Below are 23,342 nucleotides of genomic sequence, written 5' to 3' on the forward strand. Positions count from 1 at the left end.
TTCGCCGGTGCGCGCCGGGGTCCGCCCGGGGGTTCCGGCGCCGGTGAGGAGAGGGTGCGCACCGACTGTGGAAAACTATCGGCCATGAGCAACGGCACCCTGATCCTGATGCGGCACGGCGAGAGCGAATGGAATGCGTCCAACCAGTTCACCGGCTGGGTCGATGTGGCGCTCACCGACAAGGGCAGGGCCGAGGCCGAACGCGGGGGCGAGCTCCTCGTCGAGCACGACCTGCTGCCCGACGTCGTCTACACGTCGCTGCTGCGCCGCGCGATCACGACCGCGCACATCGCCCTCGACCGGGCCGACCGGCTCTGGATCCCGGTGATCCGCGACTGGCGCCTCAACGAGCGCCACTACGGCGCGCTGCAGGGCCTGAACAAGGCCGAGACCAAGGAGAAGTTCGGCGACGAGCAGTTCATGCTGTGGCGTCGCAGTTACGACACCCCGCCGCCGGCGATCGAACCCGATGCCGAATACAGCCAGGTGGGCGACGCGCGGTACGCCGATCTCCCCGAGGTGCCGCTGACCGAGTGCCTCAAGGACGTCGTCGAGCGGTTCATCCCGTACTACCTCGAGACGATCGTCGCCGACGTCCGGGCGGGGAAGAACGTGCTGCTCGCGGCGCACGGCAACTCGCTGCGCGCGCTCGTCAAGCACCTCGACGGCATCTCCGACGACGACATCGCCGGACTCAACATCCCCACCGGCAACCCGCTTCGTTACGACCTCGACGACGACCTGAAACCGCTCAACCCGGGTGGTACCTACCTGGACCCCGAGGCGGCCGCCGCGGGTGCCGCCGCGGTGGCCGCGCAGGGGCAGAAGTAGCCGACGGGGTCCGTTCGGACATCCAGACGTGACACGTTTCGCCATGGCGTCGACGGTGTGGCGCGCGCTACATTAGACGGCATGGCGGACATGGGCACCCTGCGAATCGAGCACTCACCTGCCCAGGAGCGGTACGAGGCGATCCTCGTCGCCGATTCCCAGGGCGACGACGAGATCGTCGGTTATCTCGACTACGTCTCCGAGCCCTACCAGGTGGTCATCACGCACACCGTGATCCGCGAGCAGTTCAGTGGTCACGGGTACGCGGGCCAATTGGTCCAGGCGGTCCTCGAGGACATCCGGCGCGGCGGCAAGCAGGTCGTGCCGGTCTGCTCCTACGTGCAGCGCTTCATCGAACGTCACCCCGAGTTCGCGGACATGGCGGTTCCGGTTCCGCAATGACCGGTCCGGACACGGCCGCCCCGGTACCGGGGAAGCGCGCCGCCGCGTCGGCAGGGACTCCGGCCAACTCCGCGTGAACAACTGTCGAACACCTTCGTCAGATGTGCGTTCGGTGTTGGTCGAGCCGTAAGCTGCCCCTGTGACCGCCGCAATCTTCGCCGCGACGATCGCGTTCGTACTCGCGCTCTGCCTCGGTGTCGTGATCGGTCGACGCACCCGGGACCGGGACCGGTCCCGAGGGTTCGCGTTCCTCGATCGCATCCCGCGTCGTTCCGCATCCACCGCCGCCGAATTCGTTCCCGAGGCGACCCTCGGTCCCCGTGAGGTGCCGGCCTCGGCCGAGGTCCGTGACTCCGACGTGCAGGCGACCACCGACGACGGCCGCATGACCAAGGCCGGTCTGTTGAGCATGGTCGTGCGTAACACCGAGACCGCCATCGCCGTGGTCGACGAGTTCCGCGACGTCGTGCTGTACAACCAGCGGGCCGTCGAACTCGGGCTCGTACGCGAGATGCTGCTGGCCGACCCGGTGTGGGAGGCCGTGAAGGAAGTGCTCGACACCGGCGTCGAACGGCGTTTCGAGTTCAGCCCGCCGATGTCGAGTCTCGGTTTCGTCTCTACCGGCCGGACGCCCCGGCCCAGTGTCGAGCACGTGCGCTGTCACGCGCGGATCGTCGCGCAGGGCGAGGAACGCTATGTCGTCGCGTACGGACTCGACGACACCGAACACAAACGCGTGGAGGCCACCCGGCGCGACTTCGTCGCCAACGTCTCGCACGAGCTCAAGACCCCCGTCGGCGCGATCGGGCTGCTCGCCGAGGCGTTGCTCGAGTCGGCCGACGACACCGATTCGGTGCAGCACTTCGGTCGCCGCGTCGTCGGCGAGACCAAGCGCATGGGCAACATGGTGAGCGAGCTGCTGGCGTTGTCCCGACTCCAGGACGGCGTCACACCGGAGTTCACCTGCATCGATGTCGACTCGCTCATCGACGACGCGCTGACCGCGGCGACGCTCGCCGCCGAGGCGGCGGCCATCGAACTGCGCGCCGACGGTCCGATCGGCGTCATCATCCGCGGCGACCGTCCGCTGCTGCTGACCGCACTGAACAACCTCATCTCGAACGCCATCTCGTACTCGGCGTCGGACACCGTGGTCTCGATCAGCCGCCGCGTGATCAAGATCGACGGGCGGCCGATGGTCGCCATCGCGGTGACCGACCGGGGGATCGGGATCGAGCCGGAGGATCAGCAGCGGGTCTTCGAGCGATTCTTCCGGGTCGACAAGGCCCGGTCCCGGATGACCGGCGGCACGGGACTCGGACTGGCCATCGTCAAGCACGTGGCCGCCAATCACGGCGGGACCATCAACCTGTGGAGCAAACCCGGCACCGGCTCGACCTTCACGCTGTGCATCCCGGAGGACCTGTCCGACGCCGGCTGGCCGCCGGCCGCCCAGCAGGCGCTGTCGGATCCCGATGCGCCGCCCCGCGCACTTCCCTCCGCGGAGGGTGACGACCCATCTGCCCGACCCACCGAAGGAAACAAGAGTTGACCCACGTTCTGATCGTCGAGGACGAGGAATCGCTGGCGGATCCGCTGGCCTTCCTGCTGCGCAAAGAGGGCTTCGAGGCCAGCGTCATCACCGATGGCGCGCAGGCGTTGCCGACCTTCGATCGGGTCAGTCCCGACATCGTGCTCCTCGATCTCATGCTGCCCGGGATGTCCGGAACCGAGATCTGCAAGGCCCTGCGCACCCGGTCGAATGTCCCGGTGATCATGGTGACCGCGCGCGACAGCGAGATCGACAAGGTCGTCGGCCTCGAACTCGGCGCGGATGACTATGTGACCAAGCCGTATTCGGCGCGCGAGCTGATCGCCCGCATCCGCGCGGTGCTGCGACGCGGCGGGGAGGTGCCCGACGACGGTCTGGAGATCGGGATCCTGGAGGCCGGGCCGGTCCGGATGGACGTCGAGCGACACACCGTGTCGGTCAACGGAACGTCGATCACCCTGCCGCTCAAGGAGTTCGACCTCCTCGAGTATCTGTTGCGCAACTCCGGCCGCGTCCTGACCCGGGGTCAGCTCATCGACCGGGTGTGGGGCGTCGACTACGTCGGCGACACCAAGACACTCGACGTACACGTCAAGCGCCTGCGCTCGAAGATCGAGCCCGACCCGGCGAATCCGAAGCACCTCATCACCGTCCGCGGCCTCGGGTACAAGCTCGAGGCGTGAGCCGGCCGGGCCGCGGCGCCCCGGGGGGCTACTCCGGGGGCTGCAGCTCGTATTTGACGTCGGTCTCGCGGCGCTCGGTCGCGGCCTGCGTCGCCGGGTGGATCGCGATGAGCCCCAGCCCGTTCCGGCGCCGGCAGGCCGCTGCCAGCGCCGCATAGGCGGCCTCGCCGAGCAGCGCGGTGAGCTCGGGTGCGTACGACTCCCACACCTGCTTGGCCCCGATGTGGACGTCGGGGGAACCCGAGCAGTACCACTTCAGATCGTGGCCACCCTCGCCCCAGCCACGCCGGTCGAATTCGGTGATCGTCGTCTGGAGCACCTGGGTGCCGTCGGGGCGTTCGATCCAGTCCTGCTCACGACGGATGGGCAGCTGCCAGCACACGTCGGGTTTGACCGTGAGCGGTTCGAGTCCCTTGCGCAGCGCCATCGAGTGCAGCGCGCATCCGACGCCGCCGGAGAAACCGGGTCGGTTCAGAAAGATGCACGCGCCCTTGTGGAGTCGCGTCTTCAAGGCGGGCTCGTCGTCGAGGTCGCTGTCCTCGAGGTACCCCTTCGGGCCGACCGGGTCCTTGCCGGAGCCCTTCTTGTAGAACTGCCAGTCCTCGGGCGTCAGCATCGCGACGCCGCGGGCGAGGGTCTTGCGATCGTCCTTGTCGGACAGATACGCGCCGTGACTGCAGCACCCGTCGGTCTCCCGGCCCGGGAGGATGCCCTGACATGCGGGTGTGCCGAACACACACGTCCAGTGCGAGAGCAGCCAGGTGAGATCGGCCCGGATGACGTGCTCGGGGTCGGCGGGATCGGCGAATTCGTACCATTCGCGCGGAAAGTCGAGTTCAACCTCCGGCGCGGGATCGATGCGAGGCGCGGACGGCGAAATGGCGGTCACCTTTACACGGTAGCCGGGATCGGGCGGTGCAGGCGGCTGCACTACCGTTGACCCGTGCGCTTAGGAGTCCTCGACGTGGGCAGCAACACAGTCCACCTCCTGGTGGTCGACGCCCATCGTGGCGGTCACCCCACCCCGATGAGTTCGACCAAGGCCGTCCTGCGCCTGGCCGAACAGATCGACGCCGACGGCCGGATGAGTGATCGCGCCGTCGCCAAGCTCATCGAGTCGATCGACGAGTTCACCCACATCGCCCGGACGTCCGGTTGTGAGCAGATGATGGCGTTCGCGACGTCGGCCGTGCGCGATGCGACGAACTCCGACGACCTGCTCGACGAGATCGAGCAGCGGACCGGGGTGCGCGTGCTCGTCCTGTCGGGGCGCGACGAGGCCAGGTTGACGTCGCTGGCGGTGCGCCGCTGGCGTGGCTGGAGCGCCGGCCGCATCCTCGCTCTCGACATCGGCGGCGGCTCCCTGGAGATGTCCAACGGCGTCGACGAGGAACCCGACGTCGCGCTGTCGCTGCCGCTGGGGGCCGGACGTCTCACCCGCGAGTGGCTGCCCGACGATCCGCCGGACCGGCGGCGGGTCGGCGTGCTGCGCGACTGGCTCGACGCCGAGCTCCGCGCACCCGCGTCCCAGCTGCTCGCACCCGGTGCGCCGGATCTGTGCGTCGGCACGTCGAAGACCTTCCGGAGCCTGGCCCGACTGACCGGCGCGGCGACGTCGAGCGCCGGACCGCGGGTGCGCCGCGAACTGACGACGAGCGGGCTTCGTCAGCTCATCTCCTTCATCTCCCGCATGACCAAGGCCGATCGCGCCGAACTCGAGGGCGTCAGCTCGGACCGGGCGGGCCAGCTGGTCGCCGGGGCGCTGGTCGCCGAGGCGGCGATGCGCGCGTTGCAAGTCGATACACTGGAAATCTGTCCGTGGGCACTCCGGGAAGGTGTGATCCTGCGCCGACTCGACGCGGAGCAGGCCGACGCGCTGGAGCCGACACCGGTGCAGGGCGTTCGCGAGGGCGTCGGCTGACGCCCTGGTAGACCCGGACCCAAACGTTCGAGAACGAGGACGGAGAGCCACTACATGCCGAAGGATTCGGAGCCCGAATCCCGACCCATCTCGGTGTCGGAACTTCTCGCCCGCTCGCAGGGGTCCCAGGGGGACTCGCCGGCACGTACCCGTGACGGCCGCGGCCGCCGACGCGCCGGCCGGGACGGATCGTTCTCGGTGTCCGAGCTGACCGGCGAGATCCCGAAGGTCGCCGACGCGGGAGAGGGTTCCGCGGCGCCCGCGGCCCGGCCCGAGCCGGCAACCCGGCCCGAACCCGCAACCCGGCCCGAGCCGGCTGCCCCGCCAGCGAGCACCGCGCCTGCAAAGACGGCGGCCCCGGAGACGGCGGCCCCGGAGAAGGCAGCTCCGGAGAAGACTGCTGCGGAGAACGGTGCCCCGGAGCGGGACACGACCCCGCGGAACCGTCCGGCCGCGGCCGCCGCGCCGTTCCCGCGTTCGACGAACCCGGTCCCGCGCCGCCCGGCCGACGATCAGCCCGTCGTCGACCGGCCGCGCGCCGACCAGCAGCACCAGGCACGGCCGGGTAACCGCACCGCCAGCGGGATGCCCGGTTACGGCCAGGGAGCCGTCCCGCCGATGTCGACGCGCGACTTCAGCTCCGAGGCGGTGGCACGTCGCCTCGGGCAGACGCCGCCGCGAGATTCCGCTCCCGTCGACCAGGAGTCGGCGAACGCCGTCACCGGCATCATCCCGGTGGTGGGTGAGAACGGGTCGGATCTGTCGGTCGTCGACTCCGACGACGTGGTCACCTACGACCTGACCGAGGTCGATGCGGGAACCGACGGCCCCCGCGAGCGCGGCGACGGCGGGTTCTCCGAGGTCATGGACTTCGACGCCTATCGCAACTTCGCCGACGTGGAGAGTGGGAACGACGGGCCGGGGGGCAAGGGCCGGTCCGGGGGCCCGGCCCGCAAGATCGGGGCGTCGAAGAAGACGGGGCCGTCGGGTGTCGTCGGGTTCGCGCGAAAGCTCTTCGGCGGCAAGAACCGGGACCGGAACGACCCCGATCGCCACACCGACGACCACCCGGACGCACACACCGACGGCGACGAGTCGACGCACGACTGGGCAGCCACCGCGGCCGCCGCCGCGACCGCGGGTGGGACGACGGCGGCGATCGCCGCGGCGCACCCCGAGACCCATGACGCCGACGGTCGGTGGACCGGCTCGGACGAGACCGAGAGTCTCCAGACCGCAGGCCGCCCCACCGACGACCACCCGACCGAGGCCATCGAACCGATCGAGTCCACTTCCGAGGGCGACGAGGACCGGGTCGACCTGGTGAAGGAGCGCGAGCCGGAGGGTCCCGCCGAGCCCGAGGGCCCGGCAGAGTTCGATGCCCTGAACGACACCACGGACATCGACGAGACCTCCGATGACGACGCCGATCCCGTCTCGGCAGCCGCCACGGCGGAGCACGCCGGCCAGGACGTCGTGCATTCGGCCGCGGACGCGGAGTCCGCCGAGCGGACCGGCACCGTCGACACACCGGCACCGGACGGTCGGGCGACCGACGACGCCGAGGAGTCGCCGGTGAAGGCCTGGCTGGTGTTGTTCGGACAGGCGATCGTCGGCCTCGCGGTCGGCGTCGGCCTGTTCTGGGGTTTCACCGAACTGTGGCGATGGAATCCGTACTTCGCGCTGGTGCTCGCGGTCCTGGTGATCTTCGGCATCGTGACGCTGTCGCATGTGGTCCGGCGCACCAAAGACCTGCCGACGACGCTGCTCGCGCTCGGCGTGGGTCTGCTGGTCACCATCGGGCCGCTGGTGTTGTTGGCCGCGTGAGCCGGTGTGAACCGATGAACCCGTCGGGAGCGGAGCGAAGCGGGCGGACCGGATGAGACCCGACCTCCTGCGTCCGTCCGCCGAGATCCCGATCGGTCTGTCGACGGCGTCGGTCTATCCCCAGAACACCGAGGCGGCCTTCGCCTACGCCGCCGAACTGGGCTTCGACGGCGTCGAGTTGATGGTGTGGGGTGACGCTCTGAGCCAGGACATCCGGCGGGTCGAGTACCTGTCGGACCACTACCAGGTTCCGGTGCTGTCGATCCACGCCCCGTGTCTGCTCATCACCCAGCGGGTGTGGGGACGCGACCCGGTCGTGAAGCTGGCCCGTGCGGTGGAGGCGGCCGAGGATCTCGGTGCGTCGACCGTCGTCGTGCATCCGCCGTTCCGGTGGCAGCGTGGCTACGTCGCCGCCTTCGACGATCTCGTCGACGAACTCGAGGCGGACAGCGGGGTCGCGGTCGCCGTGGAGAACATGTTCCCCATGCGCGCCGACCGGCTGTTCGGCGCAGGGGAGCCCTCGGTCCGGCGACTCAGCAAGCGCGGCGGTGGTCCCGGTCTGGCGGCATCGGCGTTCGGCAAGTCGATCGATCCGACCGATGACGGCTACGCGCACTACACGCTCGATCTCTCGCACACCGCGACCGCCGGCGTCGACGCCCTCGCTCTTCTCGACCGGATGGGCTCGCGCCTCAACCACCTGCATCTCGCCGACGGCAACGGTGCCGCCACCGACGAGCACCTGATCCCCGGTGACGGGGCGCAGCCCTGCGCCGAGGTGTGCCGGCGCATCGCGGCGAGCGACTTCGCCGGGGCGGTTGTGCTCGAGGTCACCACGGGGAGCGCGCGCACCAAACCCGAGCGCAGCGCGCTGCTGGCCCGTTCGCTAGATTTTGCGCGGCGGCATCTCAAACGGGAGCTGCACCCCGAGCCCACCGGCCAGTTGAGCAGCTGATTCGTCGGGGGACGGGTCTCCTCGACGAAGGCGGGACGATGACCAGCAAGATCACCCAGGTGCAGGAGCTGACCGAGGTCGACCGTGGCGGTCCGGACTCGATCACCCTGCGGGCGCACATCGACGAGACGTTCACGATCGGCCCCAAGGTGCACGGCGGCACGCTGCAGATGGTGGTCGCGAAGGCGGCCCGGACCGCGCTGACCGCGCTCACGCCGGACGGCGACCGGCTCGCCGAGTCGGCGGCCGCGATGATCCCGGTGGCGATCTCCAGCGACTACCTCACCGCTCCCGATGCCGCGGACGTCGACCTGGTGATCAGTGTGCGCAAGCGCGGGCGCACCGTCACGGTCCTGTCGGTCGACGCCGTGCAACTCGGTCGGACCGTGGTGTCCTCGTCGGTGACGATGGCCCGTCCCGACAGCGGCCGGCCGCACCACTCCGGCCCCACGGTCCTCGACTCCGTGCCCGTGGAACCGTCGTCGACCGGCATCCCGCTCGACGGTTCGCCCATCGCCGAGGTCAACCACCTCGGCGCCGCCATCGACCTGGTCCTCGACTCGGAGACGTTCCCCGTCGTCCGCGGCGAGACCGGCGAGCCGCTCGTCCGCGGGTGGATCCGGCCGAAGGGCGTCGAACCCGACGAGTACTTCACGGTCCTGGTCGGTGACATCTCGCCCCCGGTCGTCATGAACCTGGCGCTGTTCGGATGGGCGCCCACGGTGCAGCTGACCACCTACGTCCGGCGCCATCCCGCGCCCGGCTGGCTGCGTTTCGCCGCGACGAGTTCCGAGGTCGGCCCCGGAATGTTCGAGGAGGACCACCTCGTGGTGGACTCGACCGGGACCGTCGTCGCACAGTCCCGTCAGCTCGCCCTCATCCCCGCAGGAAGGTAGACATCCGTGTCCGAACGCATCGCCATCATCGGCGGAGGCAAGATCGGTGAGGCACTGCTCGCCGGTCTGATCGGTGCAGGCACCCCCACCAAGGACCTCGTCGTCGCCGAGCGGGTGGAGAGCCGCGCCGCCGAGATCGCCGAGGAGTACGGCGTGCTGGTCACCGACGTCAAGAGCGCGGCCGAGTCGGCGCAGTATGTGTTCCTGGCGATCAAGCCCGACGACGTCGACTCGATCCTGCGCATCCTCGCCTCGGCGGAGGACAACGCGGAATCCGAGCGAGTGACCGTGACCCTGGTGGCCGGCCTGCCCCTGTCGCGCTACGAGAGCGCGCTGCAGGCCGGGTCGCCCGTCATCCGGGTCATGCCCAACACCCCGATGCTCGTCAACGAGGCGATGTCGGCGGTCTCGGCCGGCCGGTACGTCGGCGACGAACAGCTGCAGGCGGTGGTCAAGATTCTGCAGACGGTCGGCCGGGTGACGGTTGTGCCGGAGAAGCAGATGGACGCGGTCACCGCGGTGTCCGGTTCCGGTCCGGCCTACGTTTTCCTGCTCGCCGAGGCGATGATCGACGCCGGCGTCGGCTTGGGGCTCACCCGTGCCCAGGCCTCGGAGATGGCGGTGCAGACCATTCGCGGCGCGGGCATCCTGCTGAGCGACTCGGGGCTGTCCGCGGTCGACCTGCGTGCGGCCGTCACCTCGCCCGGCGGAACCACCGCCGAGGCGATCCGGGAGTTCGAGGCCAACGGTCTGCGGCACGCGGTGTACCAGGCGACTCGTGCCTGCGCGGCCGCCAGCGCCCGCGGCGGACGTCGAGTGGAAGTCGAGGGTTTGGCGCAGGGACACGCCGTCACCGACACCCCATGAATTGTGGTCGAACGGCCGACAAACCCCAGCATGTTGGGGTCGAGTCACAGGAATCTCAGAAATACCGGTCTCTCACGTCGCTTTTTTCACATCTGCCACGCTAAGCTTCTTTAAGCACGTGCGTGTCTGATGTCCGCAGGAGGGGAAGCCTGCGGCCGCGACGCGTGCACCGGAGGTATGAGTGATTCATGGCACCTGCAGACACTCCTGGTGACAGGACAGGCGCAGTGAGCAACGCGGCTTCGGCGTCGCAGTTTCTCACCGTCGCCGAGGTTGCATCGTTGATGCGCGTTTCGAAGATGACCGTCTACCGTCTCGTCCACAACGGCGAACTGCCCGCGGTTCGGGTCGGACGCTCGTTCCGTGTGCACGCGAAAGCGGTCCACGACTACCTGGAGACGTCGTACTTCGACGCCGGCTGATCCGGCTTTCGCACCACGCCTGAACAGCAGTTTCTTCGAAAGGTCTCCGTGACCGGCCCACGCCGGTCACGGGGCCTTTTGCGTGTGGGCGTCCCCGGCCGCCGCTCGTTGGCCATCGCGATTTCCCGATCCGGCGTGCCGCCCGGTAGGCTCGGTGGTCGCGTACCTGGATGCGCCGGTGAGCCCTACGTGACACACCGCCGCTCGTCGCTTCGCTCCCGGCGCCGTACCCGGCTGAAGTGCAGACCAGGGCCGAACAAGTACATCAGTGTCAATCGTGAGGAAGCGCCCCGATGGGTTCAGTGATCAAGAAGCGCCGCAAGCGCATGTCGAAGAAGAAGCACCGCAAGTTGCTGCGTCGGACCCGGGTGCAGCGTCGCAAACTCGGTAAATAGGCTTTTCTTCGGCATCAGGACCCGCTACGGCGGGTCCTTTTGTCGTCCCGGGCCTCCTCGGTGCGCCGGAACGCCCGACTGGCGATAGCCTCGGGGCATGGCCGAATCCACCTCCGCACCCCCCAGGGTGGTCCTGGTCACCGGGGCGTCGACCTTCCTCGGCGGCTACCTGGTGGCCCGTCTCGCGGCCAATCCGGACATCGAGAAGGTGCTCGCCGTGGACTCGCGGGTGCCGCGCAAGGATCTCCTCCGCCGGATGGGGCGAGCGGAGTTCCTCCGGGTGGACATCCGGCGTCCCACGATCGCGAAGGCGCTCGCCGCCTATGACGTGGACACGGTCGTCCACGCCGCGACGTCGATCGCCGACACCGCCCCGCACTCCCCTGCGATCAAGGAGTTCAACCTCGTCGGGGCGATGCAGGTGTGCGCGGCCTGCCAGCGCACACCATCGGTGAAGCGTCTCGTGCTGCGTTCCACCGCCATGGTGTACGGCGCGGGCAGCCGCGACCCGTCGCACTTCGCCGAGGAGACGCGCGCTCCCCGGGAGCCGAAGCGGGGATACGGTCGAGATCTACTCGACGTCGAGGGTTACGTCCGCGGCCTCGGTCGGCGGCGTCAGGACATCGACATCACCATCGTCCGCCCGCAGGCCATGTTGGGTCCGCGCATCACCACCCGGATGAGTTCGTACCTCTCCCTGCCGGTCGTGCCGACGGTGATCGGATTCCAGCCGCGCCTGCAGTTCCTGCACGAGGAGGATGCGCTTGCGGCGATGGAGCACGTCACCCTCGCCGGGAAGGTCGGCACCTACAACATCTCGGGCGAGGGCGTGGTGACGCTCACGCAGGCGATCCGACGCGTCGGGCACATCGAACTGCCTGTTCCGAGCAGTCTGCTGGCGCCGATCGCGGGGGTGTTCCAGGACCTGCGGTCGGCGAAGCTGCGGTCGTCGCAGACGGAGTTCCTCACCTACGGCCGGGTGCTCGACACGACCCGCATGCGGACCGAACTCGGCTTCGTCCCGCGGTACACGACGCTGGAGACGTTGGACGACTTCATCGAACGCAGCGGGGTGACGCCGGTGATCGGGTCCGATTCGTGGAGATCGTTCGAGCGACGGGTCGTGTCGGCCGCCCACCAGTTGCAGTGAAATTCAGGGTCATGATGGCGGCGAAGTCGCCGTGAGCATGCGCAACGTGGGTGCAACCTCTAGACTTGGACGCCAGACCCACATCGCGCCCAGCGCTCCTACGCCGCGACTCGTTCGCCCCGGCGGTCCGAGTGCCGGCAGCAACCCGAGCCCAGACCCGGCCCGGATTTCGAACCCAGGACTCAGCTAGGGGTGAGCACTTTGGCAGGTGGCGGAGCGACAGATGCACGTACCGCGAAAGTCATTCAGCTCTACACATCGCCGACGGGTCCCGATGCCCGGGGTGTCCGGGAATCGGGTCGCCGACGCCATCCGAGTCAGCAGGTCGGTCGTGAACGATCGAAAAGCGCAGCGGCGCAACGGGGATCGTCGACGCTCGGACACCCCAACACCGATGGGTTCGGCCGCGCGCCCGCGCAGGTGACCCCGATCAGCGACGAGATCACCCTTCCCGACGAGGCGCTGGGCGTCGAACATCGCGGTCCGTCGAAATCGAGTCCGCTGTTCAGCCTGGGCGGTCTGCGCGGCGCGGTCGCCGACACCCTCACCTCGACCGCCGGGTTCATCCGGGAACGGATGGCGGGGGAGTACGAGGTCGACGAGTTCGGATTCGATCCCCACTTCACCGAATCGGTGTGGTTCCCGGCGATCCGGCAGGTCTACGAGAAGTGGTTCCGCGTCGAGGTCACCGGTGTGGAGAACCTGCCGCGCGAGGGTGGGGCGCTCCTGGTCGCCAACCACGCGGGCACGATCCCGGTCGACGCCGTGATCACCTCGCTGGCCGTGCGCGACAACCACCCGGAGGGCCGGTACCTGCGGGTCCTGGCCGCCGACATGGCCTTCGACACGCCGGGCGTCAGTGAGGTCGCGCGGCGGATCGGTGCGACGCTGGCGTGCAACTCCGACGCCGACCGTCTGCTGCGCGCGGGTGAGCTGACCGCGGTCTGGCCCGAGGGGTACAAGGGCATCGGCAAGCTGTACAAGGACCGCTACAAGCTCCAGCGGTTCGGCCGCGGCGGGTTCGTGACGACCGCGCTGCGCAACGCCGCGCCGATCATCCCGGTGTCGATCGTCGGCTCCGAGGAGATCTACCCGATGCTCGCCGACCTCAAGCCGCTCGCCAAGATCCTCGGCCTGCCGTACTTCCCGGTGACCCCGCTGTTCCCGTGGCTCGGGCCGCTGGGCATGGTGCCGTTGCCGTCGAAGTGGCACATCCACTTCGGCCGGCCCATCGAGACCGGCTCCTACGACGAGGCGTCCGCCGACGACCCGATGGTGGTCTTCGATCTCACCGACCACGTGCGCGAAGAGATCCAGCAGACCCTCTTCCGGATGCTGAGCCGGCGCGGAAGCGTCTACTTCGGCTGAGCTCGGTGTCGCGCGGGGGCGTGGCGCGCGTTCGACGCCCGTTCCGGTCCGTCAGCTGATACTCATGGAGCATGCGTGCAGTCGTGTGCCGGCAGGGCGAGCTGACGGTCGAGGAGATCCCCACCCCGGAGCCCGGCAAGGGTCAGGTACTGCTCCGCGTTCTCCGCGCGGGCATCTGTGGTTCGGACCTGCACGCCCGGGTCCATGCCGATGCCACGGCGCAGGTGTCCGCCGAGGTCGGCTACGACGCATTCATGCGATCCGGGCAGTCGGTGGTCATGGGACACGAGTTCGCCGGCGAGGTGGTCTCCTACGGGCCCGGTTGCCGTAAACGCTGGTCTCCCGGGACCCCGGTGGTGTCGGTCCCGATGATCCGGCACGGCGCCGACGCCCACCTGACCGGACTGTCGGAGTCCGCGCCGGGCGGGTACGCCCAGTTCGTCCTGGTGTCGGAGGACATGACCTTCGAGATCCCGGAGAACCTGCCCGCCGAGCATGCTGCGCTGACCGAGCCGATGGCCGTCGCCCATCACGCGGTCCGACGCGGGGAGGTGGGACGCCGGGATGTCGCGGTCGTCGTGGGTTGCGGCCCGATCGGGCTGGCCGTCATCACGATGCTGAAGGCCGACGGAGTTCGCACGGTCATCGCGAGCGACCCGTCACCCGGCCGCCGGGTGCTGGCTCATCGCGTGGGGGCCGACATCGTCGTCGACCCGACGGTGTCGTCGCCGTTCGAGCGGTGTGCCGAGGTCGGCAAGTACATCACTCGCGCGCAGGATCTGCTGGGCGCGGCGTTCGATGCCATGCGGACCCTGCGGCGGATTCCGCTGGCGCCATGGTCCTCGGTCTTCCGCATGGCCGACCGGCTGGGTGCCACGCCGAAGGGCCCTGTCGTCTTCGAATGTGTGGGGACGCCCGGGATGATCGAGCACGTCGTGTCCGAGGCGCCGTTCCGGTCGCGGATCGTCGTGGTCGGGGTGTGCATGGAACCCGACACCTTCCGCCCGGCGATGGCACTCAACAAGGAACACGAGTTGCGGTTCGTGTTCGCCTACGACCCCGCCGAGTTCCACGACACGCTGCACATGATGGCCGACGGCAAGGTCGACGTCGCACCGCTGATCACCGCGACGGTCGGTCTCGACGGCGTGGGAGCGGCATTCGATGCCCTCGGCCGCGCCGAACACCACGCCAAGGTCCTCATCGACCCGATGAGTGAGGTGGACTCGCTGTAGGACCGGGGCGACACGGTGCGGTGGCCGAATCTAGTTGTCACAGTGGGTTGTTTACCGTGCGTCGAAGTCCGTCGACGGTGCGGCCCTGCCCGCTGGTTGAGCCGGCCCCGAGCCGCTAGGCGAGTCGCCCACCCCCGCTGGTTGAGCCGGCGCCCCCCTCCGCTGGTTGAGCCGGCAACGAGCCGCTAGGCGAGTCGCCGTGTCGAAACCACCTGGCGACCCGACGATCTCAGCCACCACCGACCCGGACGGCACCATACCGCAACGCCCAGCGCACATTTCGTCTACGACGATGTCATCTGCTGTGGAGACTCATCCAGGTTTTGTCGGTGGTCGGGTTTAGATTGGTTGGTAACAGCTCACCCAGCTCGGGGCGGGTGACGAAACCGGCGTCGAGGGGCGTTGTGCGGGTGTGGACCGATCTACCGAGCGAGTACATCGCCGGGGTCGATCCTGCCCACACGGCCGAGACCGACATGGTCATGTTGATGGCCGGCCTCGACGCCACCCGGCGAGGCGAGTCCTACCTCGCCTGGCACCGCTATCAGACGATCGCGGCGATGACCGACCGCCTGATCACCACCAGCGCGTCCGGGTTCGTCATGGACGGTCACGCCGACTGCGCCGCCCGTATCGCCCGCCAAGCCGGGGTGTCCCGCCGCCACGCCGAAACCCTCATCGACGAGGCCCTCGCACTACGGGATCGGCTCCCCGAGGTTGCTGACACCCTGCGTGACGGGGTCCTGTCGCAGTGGCAGATCCGGTTGGTCATCTCCCGCACCGAGCTGATCCCCGCCGATGACCCGATCACCCCCGCGTTGGATGCCGAGATCGCCGACACGGTGCGTCGCCGTACAGGTGTGTGGGATCGGGCGCGGTTGCGGGACATGGTCGACCGCCTGGTGTTCCGCCACGATCCGGATGCGGTACGCCAACGCCGCAAAGACGCCATGGACCAACGTGGGGTGTGGACTCACGAACTGCCCGACGGCACCGCCGAACTCACCGCCGTGATGTCGGCGGAGAACGTGCGGATCTCGGCCAAAGCCGTCGCCATCCTCGCCGACTCGGTCTGTCGGCGGGATGGCCGCACCCAGGGGATACGACGATCCGATGCGATGTTCGCGCTGTTGACCCGCACCAGCTTCGACTGCCAATGCGACGATGAACAGCCCTGCACCGCCGACATCCCCGACCCACAGAGTGTGCTCGACGCGGTCCGCGCCGAGGTCGTGATCCATGTGGTGACCGATGCCGCGACCCTGGCCGGGGCACCTTGGGTGGGGTTTCTCGACGAGCACGGCATCATCAGCGACGAGCATGTCCGTGACCTCGCCGCCCGCCCCGACGCCACCCTCACCCCGGTCACCCCCGCCCGCACCCAACCCACCTACCTCGCCGACACCGCCGATACCGCCGACGATGACCAGCGGCGGAGCGCGCAACGCCCGGCACCAGCCGAGGACACCCGAGCCGACGACGCCACGACCGGCGCACACGGCGAAAACGAAACGGACGCAGCCGAACCCGATCGACCCGTCGAGACCACCGCGAGTGTCGCAGTGATCTACCCGGCCACCCATCCCGGCAACGGGTACCGGCCCACCACGTCGTGCGCCGACTTCGTGCGGGTGCGGGACGGATACTGCACCGAACCCGGCTGCACCCGTTCAGCATTCGCCTGCGATCTCGACCACGTCACCGAGTACGACCACACCGACCCCGCCCGCGGTGGGGCGACGTCGAGTGAGAACCTCAACGCCAAATGCCGCCCCGGTCACCTGTTGAAAACCCACGGGGACTGGGTCGATGTGCAGTACCGCGACGACGACGGCCGTCTGGTCACCGAGTACGAGACCCCCGAAGGGGTCACCCTGCCCGGCGACGCCGAAACGCTGGAAGACACCTTCCCCAACCTGCGGCGGATCCGGTTCGAACAAGCCGCCCAAGCTCCACCTACCCCACGGGTCATCGCCGCCGACAATCCGGAGCGCACGCACAGCCGACTGGACGCCAAACTGGCCCGCCGGCGACAAGAACGCGCCCGAAACAAGCGAGCCCGCGAAGAACTCGATCGCCTCGGCCCACCGCCCTTCTGATCCGGGGAGTTAGGGCCGGCAGCGTCGCAGGAACGATCAGCGCTGCCGGAGGAACCGCGCCGCGGCCGCGGCCCCACCGCCCGCGGCGCCGAGCACGATTGCGGTGCCGGCGCCGTACTTGGCGGCCTTGCGCGCGGTACGGAAGTCGTACATCTCCCAGCCGCGGACCTTGGCGACGTCGCGCAGGTCGGTGTCGGGGTTGATCGCCACCGCGCGGCCGACGAGCGACAGCATCGGTACGTCGTTGTGTGAATCCGAGTACGCCGTACAGCGTTTCAGGTTGAGCCCCTCGCGGATCGCGAGCGCGCGCACCGCATGGGCCTTACCGGGGCCGTGCAGGATGTCGCCGACGAGCCGCCCGGTGAAGACCCCGTCGACGCTCTCGGCGACGGTGCCCAGCGCACCGGTCAACCCCAGCCGGTCGGCGATGGTCTGCGCGAGTTCGACGGGTGTCGCGGTCACCAGCCAGACCTGCTGTCCGGCATCGAGGTGACGCTGTGCCAACGCCCGCGTACCCGGCCAGATCTTGTCCGCGATGTAGTCGTCGAAGATCTCCTCGCCGAGCTCGACGAGTTCGGAGGTCGGCTTGCCCGCGATGAACGACAACGCCTTCTCCCGGCCCTCCGCGACGTCGCGCGCATTCTCCTTGCCGGTGATCCGGAACTTCGCCTGCGTCCACGCGAAATCCATGATGTCGCCGTAGGTGAAGTACTTCCGCGCGGCGAGACCGCGAGCGAAGTGCACGATCGACGCGCCCTGGACCAGGGTGTTGTCGACGTCGAAGAAGGCGGCGGCGGTGAGGTCGCGGCGGGGTTCGCCCGGGATCTCGGCCGTCGGGCGCGAACGCAGCGAGTCGACGGCGGCCTTCGCGCTCGCCTCACCGGCCAGCGTCTGGCGGAGTTCGTGCGCGGTCTGCCGGAAGCGGCCGGTCGCGGCGGTCGCCCGCTGGGAGATCCAGGTGGTGACCCGGTTGGTCTCGTCGTCGACGAGTTCGTGGAGTTCGGCGTCCTCGTCGAAGTCGTCGGTGAACTCCACGCTCGCGGCGTGGGCCTCCCAGTCGTCGCCCGTCGGGCCGTCGCCCTGCGTCGGATTCGGCGGGAGAAGTGCGGCGTCGTCGGGCGTCTCGTCGTCCTGCCGGTCTTCCGGGCCCGGGGTCTCGCCCACTGCCCACCTCCCACGCGTAGCGCCAGCACTGCTTGCCGGGTACAGCCTAGTGGTGCGCCTGGGAACCGGGCGACTGGTCTCCGGCGTTCGATCCCCACGCCCGGTGACGGACCGCACACCGTCGGCGGGGGAGGGTCACCCGGCTGATCCCGCGGGCGCTGCGCTGGGAGGATGGTCGGCATGACGGTGGAACTGTTGACCCGTGCGGGGTGCGCGGCGTGCGCGGCGGCCCGCTCCGAACTGACCCGTATCTGCGCCGACATGGGCGTGGGGTTCACCGAGGTCGACGTCGACGAGGCGGCCGAAGGGGGTCGGCCGGACGTGCGCGCCGAGTTCGGCGACCGGCTCCCGGTGGTCCTCCTCGACGGTGACGAGCACAGCTACTGGGAGGTCGACGAACCGCGTCTGCGGGCGGATCTCGCGGCGCGGCGGTGATCGGCGCCCACGTTCGACGAGACGCCTAACACAGCACGGCCGATCCCGAGGGGCCGTGTGAACAGATTCACAGGGAAGCTATATCCTCCCTTGGTCGGGAAGAGTCGGGTCCCGGTGTCTGGTGACGCCGGCAGATGTGTGGGAGTGCGAGTGGGCGCGGAGAGTGCGAAGTCGGCCGACGCCGACCCTCCTGCGTCCGCCGTCCCTCCGGTCGACGGCCCCGCCACCGACATCCCCGGCCCCACGGTCGCCCGGTTGGCCACCTACCTGCACGTACTGCGCTCGTTCAGCCGTCGGGGCATCCTGCTGGCGTCGAGCGGCGAGCTCGCGACGGCAGCCGGGGTCAACCCGGCCATCCTGCGCAAGGACCTCTCCTACGTCGGCGCCAACGGCGTGCGCGGCGTCGGATACGACGTGGGCAAGCTGACCGCCCGGATCTCGATGACGCTGCACACCGACAGCATCCACACCGTCGCGCTCGCGGGCGCCGGCTCGCTCGGCCGTGCGCTGCTGTCGCACGCCGGCTTCGGACGCGGCTTCCGGGTCGCCGCGATGTTCGACGCCGATCCGGCCCTGACCGGCGCGGTTCTCGAGCCGGGCGGCCCGCGGGTCGCCCCGCTGACCGACATCGCCGCCGTCTGCGCACAGGTGGTCCCGGCCGTCGAGATCGCGGTGATCGCCACCGCCGACGACGACGCCCGACGCGTCTTCGATGCCTTCGTGGCCGCGGGTGTCCGGCAGGTGCTCAACGTCACGCCCGTGTCGCTTCCGGCGGAGTCGGATGTTGTCGTCAGACAAGTTGATCTAGCCTTGGAACTACAGGTGTTGGCTTTCCAGGCCTCTCGCGGGCCGCGCGACGACGTCAAGGAGCCGCGCGAGGCGAAGCCGACGCGGGGGCACCGGGGAAGTGCCGGACACCAGGGAAATGTGATGGGTGAAGAAACGGTGACAGCGTGAGTGTTCTGTTGTTCGGGGTATCGCACCGCAGTGCTCCCGTCGAGGTGCTCGAGCGGTTGGCGGTCTCCGACCACGACCGCCCCAAACTGATCGACGAACTGCTCTCCTCGCGGGCGATCTCCGAAGCCATGCTCGTCTCCACGTGCAACCGCGTGGAGATCTACGCCGTCGTCGACGCCTTCCACCCGGCGCTCGAGGCGGTCGGCTCGGTCCTCGGCGACCACTCCGGCATGACCGTCAACGAGATGACCCGCCACGCCTACGTCCGTTACTCCGAGGCCGCCGTCGAGCATCTCTTCACCGTCGCGGCGGGCCTCGACTCGCTCGTCGTCGGCGAGCAGCAGATCCTCGGCCAGATCCGCAACGCCTACCTCAGCGCCGACGCCAACGACTCCGCCGGACGAGTGCTGCACGAACTGGCGCAGCAGGCGCTGCGGGTCGGCAAGCGCGTGCACACCGAGACCGGCATCGACCGCGCGGGTGCGTCCGTGGTCTCCGTCGCGCTGCACCGTGCGAAGTCGCTGCTCACCGATCCCGCGACGGGCGCGCATCGCCTGCGCCGCGCGGTGGTCGTCGGTGCCGGCGCCATGGGCGGTCTGGCGACCGCGCAGCTGGCCCGTGAGGGCGTGACCGAGATGGTCGTCGTCAACCGGACCGTCGACAAGGCCGACCACCTCGCGGGCAACATCGCCGCCAACCACGGCATCAGCGTCCGCGGCGTCGGGCTCGACGACCTGCCGGAGGCGATGGCCACGGCCGACGTCGTCGTCACGTGTACGGGCGCGATCGGCGCGGTCGTCGGCGTCGGGTCGGTGCACTCGGCGCTCGCGGCCCGTACCGGGGACGCAGCACCGCTCGTCATCTGCGACCTCGGGCTCCCGCGCAACGTCGACCCCGCCGCGGCCCGCCTGCCCGGCGTGCACATCGTCGACATCGAGGGACTGCGCGGCGACTCCGAGACCCAAGCCGCCGAGAATGACACCCTCGCCGCCCGGTCGATTGTCGCCGCCGAGCTCGCCGACTACCTCACGCACCAGCGTCAGGCCGAGGTCACCCCGACCGTCGCGGCCCTGCGCCAGCGCGCGGCCGACGTCGTCGAGGCCGAGATCCTGCGCCTCGAGACCCGCCTGCCCGACCTCGAGGGCGCACAGCGCGACGAGGTCGCCAAGACCGTCCGCCGCGTCGTCGACAAGCTGCTGCACGCACCGACCGTGCGCGTCAAGCAGCTCGCCTCGACCCCCAACGGGGATCACTACGCCGAGGCGCTGCGTGAGCTGTTCGAACTCAAACCCGGTGCAGCCGAAGCGGTTTCGGCTCCCGACCATCTCGGTGGCCTGCCTTCGGGTGAGGCGGCCGGCGATCTGGGTGACCGATGAGCGAACCCTCCACCGCGCCGATCCGGATCGGTACGCGGGGCTCGCTGCTGGCCCGGACCCAGTCGCAGACCATCGCCGACGCCCTGACCGCCGCCGGACATCCCGCCGAACTGGTCATCATCAAGACCGCCGGTGACGCCTCGGCGGCCCCCGTCACCGAGATCGGCGTCGGGGTGTTCACCACGGCGATCCGCGTCGCGCTGCGGAACAACGAGGTCGACGTCGCGGTGCACTCGTACAAGGACCTCCCGACCGCCCCCGAGAACGACCTCACGATCGCGGCCATCCCGCCGCGCGTCGATCCCCGGGATGCGCTGGTCGCACGCGACGGAATGGTGCTCGGCGAACTGCCGCCCGGCTCGGTGATCGGTACCTCGGCCCCGCGGCGGGCCGCGCAGCTTAGAGCACTGGGTCTCGGTTTGGAAATCCGCCCCCTACGAGGCAACCTAGACTCTCGGTTGGGCAAAGTCGCCAGCGGCGAACTCGACGCAGTCGTGGTCGCCCGCGCCGGACTCGTGCGGATCGGACGGACCGACGTGGTCTCCGAGGCGCTCGAACCGGTGGTCATGCTGCCGGCGCCGGCGCAGGGTGCACTCGCTGTGGAGTGCCGCTCAGACGATGCCGAACTGGTGAGAATTCTCGCCGAGTTGGACGACCAGTCCACCCGCGCGGCCATCGAGGCCGAACGGGCGGTACTCGCGGCTCTCGAAGCCGGATGTACCGCACCGGTCGGTGCGATCGCCGAGGTGGTCGAGTCGATCGACGAGGACGGGCGCATCTTCGCCGAACTGTCGTTGCGTGCGGCGGTGGCGGCCGAGGACGGGTCGGACGTGATCCGCGCTTCGGCGGTGGGTCCGGTCGATCGTGCCGTTCAGCTGGGCAAAGACCTCGCCGCCGAACTGCTGGAGCTGGGAGCGGGCGACCTCGTCAACTCTCCCTAGCAGAGAACGAACTGCAGCCCTCGCCGAGAGGGCAGGAGAGTGCGAACCCATGAGCCGTACGAAGAAGGCAAATCCCGGACGGATCCTGTTCGTGGGGTCGGGTCCAGGGGACCCAGACCTGCTCACCGTGCGGGCACGCACCGTGATCACCAACGCGACCACCGCCTACATCGACCCCGATGTACCCGCGCCGGTGGTGTCGCTGATCGGCAGTGCGCATCGCGACGAACCCGCCGCCGACACTCGCCGATCCACCAAGAAGGCCGAGAAACCCGCTGACGACGCCGCGTCGACGCCCGCCGGATCGGCCGACGACTCGCAGGCCGTCGGTGACGAGGCCGGTGCGGCCGATGCCGGGCAGGCCGACGAGGAGTCGGTGGTCCGACCGGCGCTCGGCGACCCGGCCGAGGTCGCCAAGACCCTCGTGGCCGCGGCCCGCAACGGCGACGACGTCGTGCGCGTGGTCGCCGGCGATCCGCTGACCACCGATTCGGTCCTCGCCGAGGTCAACGCCGTCGCCCGTACGACCGTCACCTTCGAGGTGCTGCCGGGCCTGCCCGCCGCATCCGTGGTCCCGAGCTACGCCGGCATGCCGCTCGGTTCCACCCACACCGAGGCCGACGTGCGCGGCGAGGTCGACTGGGCCGCGCTGGCCGCCGCCCCCGGCCCGCTGGTGCTGCACGCGACATCGGGCCACCTGGCCGAGACCGCCAGCGCGCTCACCGAGCACGGCATGGCCCCCCAGACCCCGGCCGCCATCACCATCAACGGCACCACCTGTGCGCAGCGCACCATCGAGGCCACGCTCGCGACGCTCAACGAGCAGGGCAACGCGCTCACCGGTCCGCTGATCGTCACGGTCGGCAAGGTCGTGGGTGCGCGCGGCAAGCTGTCGTGGTGGGAGTCGCGCGCCCTGTACGGCTGGACCGTCCTGGTGCCGCGGACGAAGGACCAGGCCGGCGACATGAGCGAACGCCTCGTCAGCCACGGTGCGATGCCCAAGGAGGTGCCGACCATCGCGGTCGAGCCGCCGCGGAGCCCCGCGCAGATGGAACGCGCCGTCAAGGGTCTTGTCGACGGGCGGTACCAGTGGGTGGTGTTCACCTCCACCAACGCGGTGCGCGCGGTGTGGGAGAAGTTCGCCGAGTTCGGGCTGGACGCCCGGGCGTTCTCCGGCGTCAAGATCGCCTGCGTCGGTGAGGCCACCGCCGAGAAGGTGCGCTCCTTCGGCATCAACCCCGAACTCGTGCCGTCGGGTGAGCAGAGCTCGCTCGGTCTCCTCGAGGACTTCCCGCCCTACGACGACGTCTTCGACCCGGTGAACCGAGTCCTGTTGCCGCGCGCCGACATCGCGACCGAGACACTGTCCGAGGGACTGCGCGACCGCGGCTGGGAGATCGACGACGTCACCGCTTACCGCACCGTGCGCGCCGCACCGCCGCCCGCCGAGACCCGCGAGATGATCAAGACCGGTGGTTTCGACGCGGTCTGCTTCACCTCCAGCTCGACCGTGCGCAATCTCGTGGGCATCGCCGGAAAGCCGCACGCGCGCACCATCGTCGCGTGCATCGGGCCCAAGACCGCCGAGACCGCAACGGAATTCGGCCTCCGGGTGGATGTGCAGCCGGAGAACGCATCGGTGCTCGAACTCGTCGACGCGCTCGCCGAGCACGCCGCCCGACTTCGGGCCGAGGGCGCACTTCCGCCCCCGCGCAAGAAGTCTCGCCGCTCGCGTTCCTGAGCTGCTCCTGCTCCCTGAGGCGCCGCCCTGAGGTGCGAGGAGCGCAGCGACGAGCCTCGAAGGGTGCGAGGAGCGATAGCCGCCGGGCCGAGCAAGCGACGAAGGAGCGCGTCGAGGTCGACGAG

General features: G+C 69.5%; 22 protein-coding genes. 20 read left to right on the plus strand and 2 right to left on the minus strand.

What is annotated here, in order from left to right; all coding sequences use genetic code 11:
- Nucleotides 1–84: 84 nt before the first annotated feature.
- From ACFUEJ_RS02685 to ACFUEJ_RS02700, 4 genes are all read left to right on the plus strand, one after another.
- Entirely contained in the window at nt 85–831 is a 747-nt protein-coding gene (locus ACFUEJ_RS02685; RefSeq protein WP_058252630.1) for a phosphoglyceromutase, read from the plus strand.
- Nucleotides 832–912: 81 nt separating this feature from the next.
- Entirely contained in the window at nt 913–1,233 is a 321-nt protein-coding gene (locus ACFUEJ_RS02690) for a GNAT family N-acetyltransferase (RefSeq protein ID WP_058252631.1), read from the plus strand.
- Nucleotides 1,234–1,372: 139 nt separating this feature from the next.
- The gene (locus ACFUEJ_RS02695; RefSeq protein WP_205334081.1) at nt 1,373–2,785 is read left to right on the plus strand and encodes a cell wall metabolism sensor histidine kinase WalK; all 1,413 of its coding nucleotides are present in this window, start codon (nt 1,373–1,375) and stop codon (nt 2,783–2,785) included.
- Complete coding sequence (locus tag ACFUEJ_RS02700) at nt 2,782–3,468, plus strand: response regulator transcription factor (protein WP_058252633.1); 687 nt, start codon at nt 2,782–2,784, stop codon at nt 3,466–3,468. Before ACFUEJ_RS02695 ends, ACFUEJ_RS02700 begins: the two co-directional genes overlap by 4 nt.
- A gap of 28 nt (nt 3,469–3,496) precedes the next feature.
- On the opposite strand, the gene ACFUEJ_RS02705 is transcribed toward ACFUEJ_RS02700, so the two are convergent.
- Nucleotides 3,497–4,357, minus strand: a complete 861-nt coding sequence (locus tag ACFUEJ_RS02705; RefSeq protein ID WP_311277846.1) for a hypothetical protein — start codon at nt 4,355–4,357, stop codon at nt 3,497–3,499.
- A gap of 54 nt (nt 4,358–4,411) precedes the next feature.
- Here ACFUEJ_RS02705 and ACFUEJ_RS02710 point away from each other — a divergent pair, with 54 nt between their 5' ends.
- From ACFUEJ_RS02710 to ACFUEJ_RS02760, 11 genes are all read left to right on the plus strand, one after another.
- The gene (locus tag ACFUEJ_RS02710) at nt 4,412–5,389 is read left to right on the plus strand and encodes a hypothetical protein (RefSeq protein ID WP_388027441.1); all 978 of its coding nucleotides are present in this window, start codon (nt 4,412–4,414) and stop codon (nt 5,387–5,389) included.
- Nucleotides 5,390–5,443: 54 nt separating this feature from the next.
- Nucleotides 5,444–7,216, plus strand: coding sequence for a hypothetical protein (locus ACFUEJ_RS02715; RefSeq protein ID WP_388027444.1), 1,773 nt, complete (start codon nt 5,444–5,446; stop codon nt 7,214–7,216).
- Between the two features lie 52 nt (nt 7,217–7,268).
- The gene (locus ACFUEJ_RS02720; protein ID WP_078113004.1) at nt 7,269–8,171 is read left to right on the plus strand and encodes a sugar phosphate isomerase/epimerase; all 903 of its coding nucleotides are present in this window, start codon (nt 7,269–7,271) and stop codon (nt 8,169–8,171) included.
- Nucleotides 8,172–8,209: 38 nt separating this feature from the next.
- Nucleotides 8,210–9,067, plus strand: a complete 858-nt coding sequence (locus ACFUEJ_RS02725) for a thioesterase family protein (protein ID WP_058252638.1) — start codon at nt 8,210–8,212, stop codon at nt 9,065–9,067.
- Nucleotides 9,068–9,073: 6 nt separating this feature from the next.
- Nucleotides 9,074–9,934, plus strand: a complete 861-nt coding sequence (proC, locus tag ACFUEJ_RS02730) for a pyrroline-5-carboxylate reductase (protein ID WP_065629198.1) — start codon at nt 9,074–9,076, stop codon at nt 9,932–9,934.
- A 188-nt stretch (nt 9,935–10,122) separates the two neighbouring features.
- Entirely contained in the window at nt 10,123–10,356 is a 234-nt protein-coding gene (locus tag ACFUEJ_RS02735; protein WP_004019963.1) for a helix-turn-helix domain-containing protein, read from the plus strand.
- Nucleotides 10,357–10,649: 293 nt separating this feature from the next.
- Nucleotides 10,650–10,751 carry a 30S ribosomal protein bS22 gene (locus ACFUEJ_RS02740; protein WP_003402602.1) on the plus strand — a complete coding sequence of 34 codons (102 nt, stop codon included), beginning with the start codon at nt 10,650–10,652 and terminating at the stop codon, nt 10,749–10,751.
- 97 nt (nt 10,752–10,848) lie between these two features.
- The gene (locus tag ACFUEJ_RS02745; RefSeq protein WP_058252640.1) at nt 10,849–11,901 is read left to right on the plus strand and encodes an NAD-dependent epimerase/dehydratase family protein; all 1,053 of its coding nucleotides are present in this window, start codon (nt 10,849–10,851) and stop codon (nt 11,899–11,901) included.
- Nucleotides 11,902–12,093: 192 nt separating this feature from the next.
- A complete protein-coding gene (locus ACFUEJ_RS02750; protein WP_171011610.1) occupies nt 12,094–13,269 on the plus strand; it encodes a lysophospholipid acyltransferase family protein in 1,176 nt (391 codons plus the stop codon).
- 71 nt (nt 13,270–13,340) lie between these two features.
- A complete protein-coding gene (locus tag ACFUEJ_RS02755; RefSeq protein ID WP_388027449.1) occupies nt 13,341–14,504 on the plus strand; it encodes a zinc-binding dehydrogenase in 1,164 nt (387 codons plus the stop codon).
- A 410-nt stretch (nt 14,505–14,914) separates the two neighbouring features.
- Nucleotides 14,915–16,603, plus strand: coding sequence for a DUF222 domain-containing protein (locus tag ACFUEJ_RS02760; RefSeq protein WP_388027559.1), 1,689 nt, complete (start codon nt 14,915–14,917; stop codon nt 16,601–16,603).
- A gap of 36 nt (nt 16,604–16,639) precedes the next feature.
- On the opposite strand, the gene ACFUEJ_RS02765 is transcribed toward ACFUEJ_RS02760, so the two are convergent.
- Nucleotides 16,640–17,767: an HAD family phosphatase gene (locus ACFUEJ_RS02765; RefSeq protein ID WP_165630531.1), complete on the minus strand. Its 1,128-nt coding sequence runs from the start codon at nt 17,765–17,767 to the stop codon at nt 16,640–16,642.
- 180 nt (nt 17,768–17,947) lie between these two features.
- On the opposite strand from ACFUEJ_RS02765, the gene ACFUEJ_RS02770 reads away from it, so the two are divergent.
- From ACFUEJ_RS02770 to ACFUEJ_RS02790, 5 genes are all read left to right on the plus strand, one after another.
- Entirely contained in the window at nt 17,948–18,202 is a 255-nt protein-coding gene (locus ACFUEJ_RS02770; protein WP_137809730.1) for a glutaredoxin family protein, read from the plus strand.
- A 150-nt stretch (nt 18,203–18,352) separates the two neighbouring features.
- Entirely contained in the window at nt 18,353–19,159 is an 807-nt protein-coding gene (locus ACFUEJ_RS02775) for a redox-sensing transcriptional repressor Rex (protein ID WP_078113007.1), read from the plus strand.
- Nucleotides 19,156–20,535: a glutamyl-tRNA reductase gene (locus tag ACFUEJ_RS02780; protein ID WP_205334469.1), complete on the plus strand. Its 1,380-nt coding sequence runs from the start codon at nt 19,156–19,158 to the stop codon at nt 20,533–20,535. Before ACFUEJ_RS02775 ends, ACFUEJ_RS02780 begins: the two co-directional genes overlap by 4 nt.
- Complete coding sequence (hemC, locus tag ACFUEJ_RS02785; protein WP_388027453.1) at nt 20,532–21,476, plus strand: hydroxymethylbilane synthase; 945 nt, start codon at nt 20,532–20,534, stop codon at nt 21,474–21,476. The genes ACFUEJ_RS02780 and hemC overlap by 4 nt, the downstream gene beginning before the upstream one ends.
- Before the next feature lie 49 nt (nt 21,477–21,525).
- Nucleotides 21,526–23,217 (plus strand): bifunctional uroporphyrinogen-III C-methyltransferase/uroporphyrinogen-III synthase, encoded by a 1,692-nt coding sequence (locus ACFUEJ_RS02790; protein WP_068972462.1) that lies wholly within the window; start codon nt 21,526–21,528, stop codon nt 23,215–23,217.
- Nucleotides 23,218–23,342: the final 125 nt, after the last annotated feature.

Source organism: Gordonia sp. NPDC057258, assembly GCF_042668985.1.
Lineage (GTDB): Bacteria > Actinomycetota > Actinomycetes > Mycobacteriales > Mycobacteriaceae > Gordonia > Gordonia hongkongensis.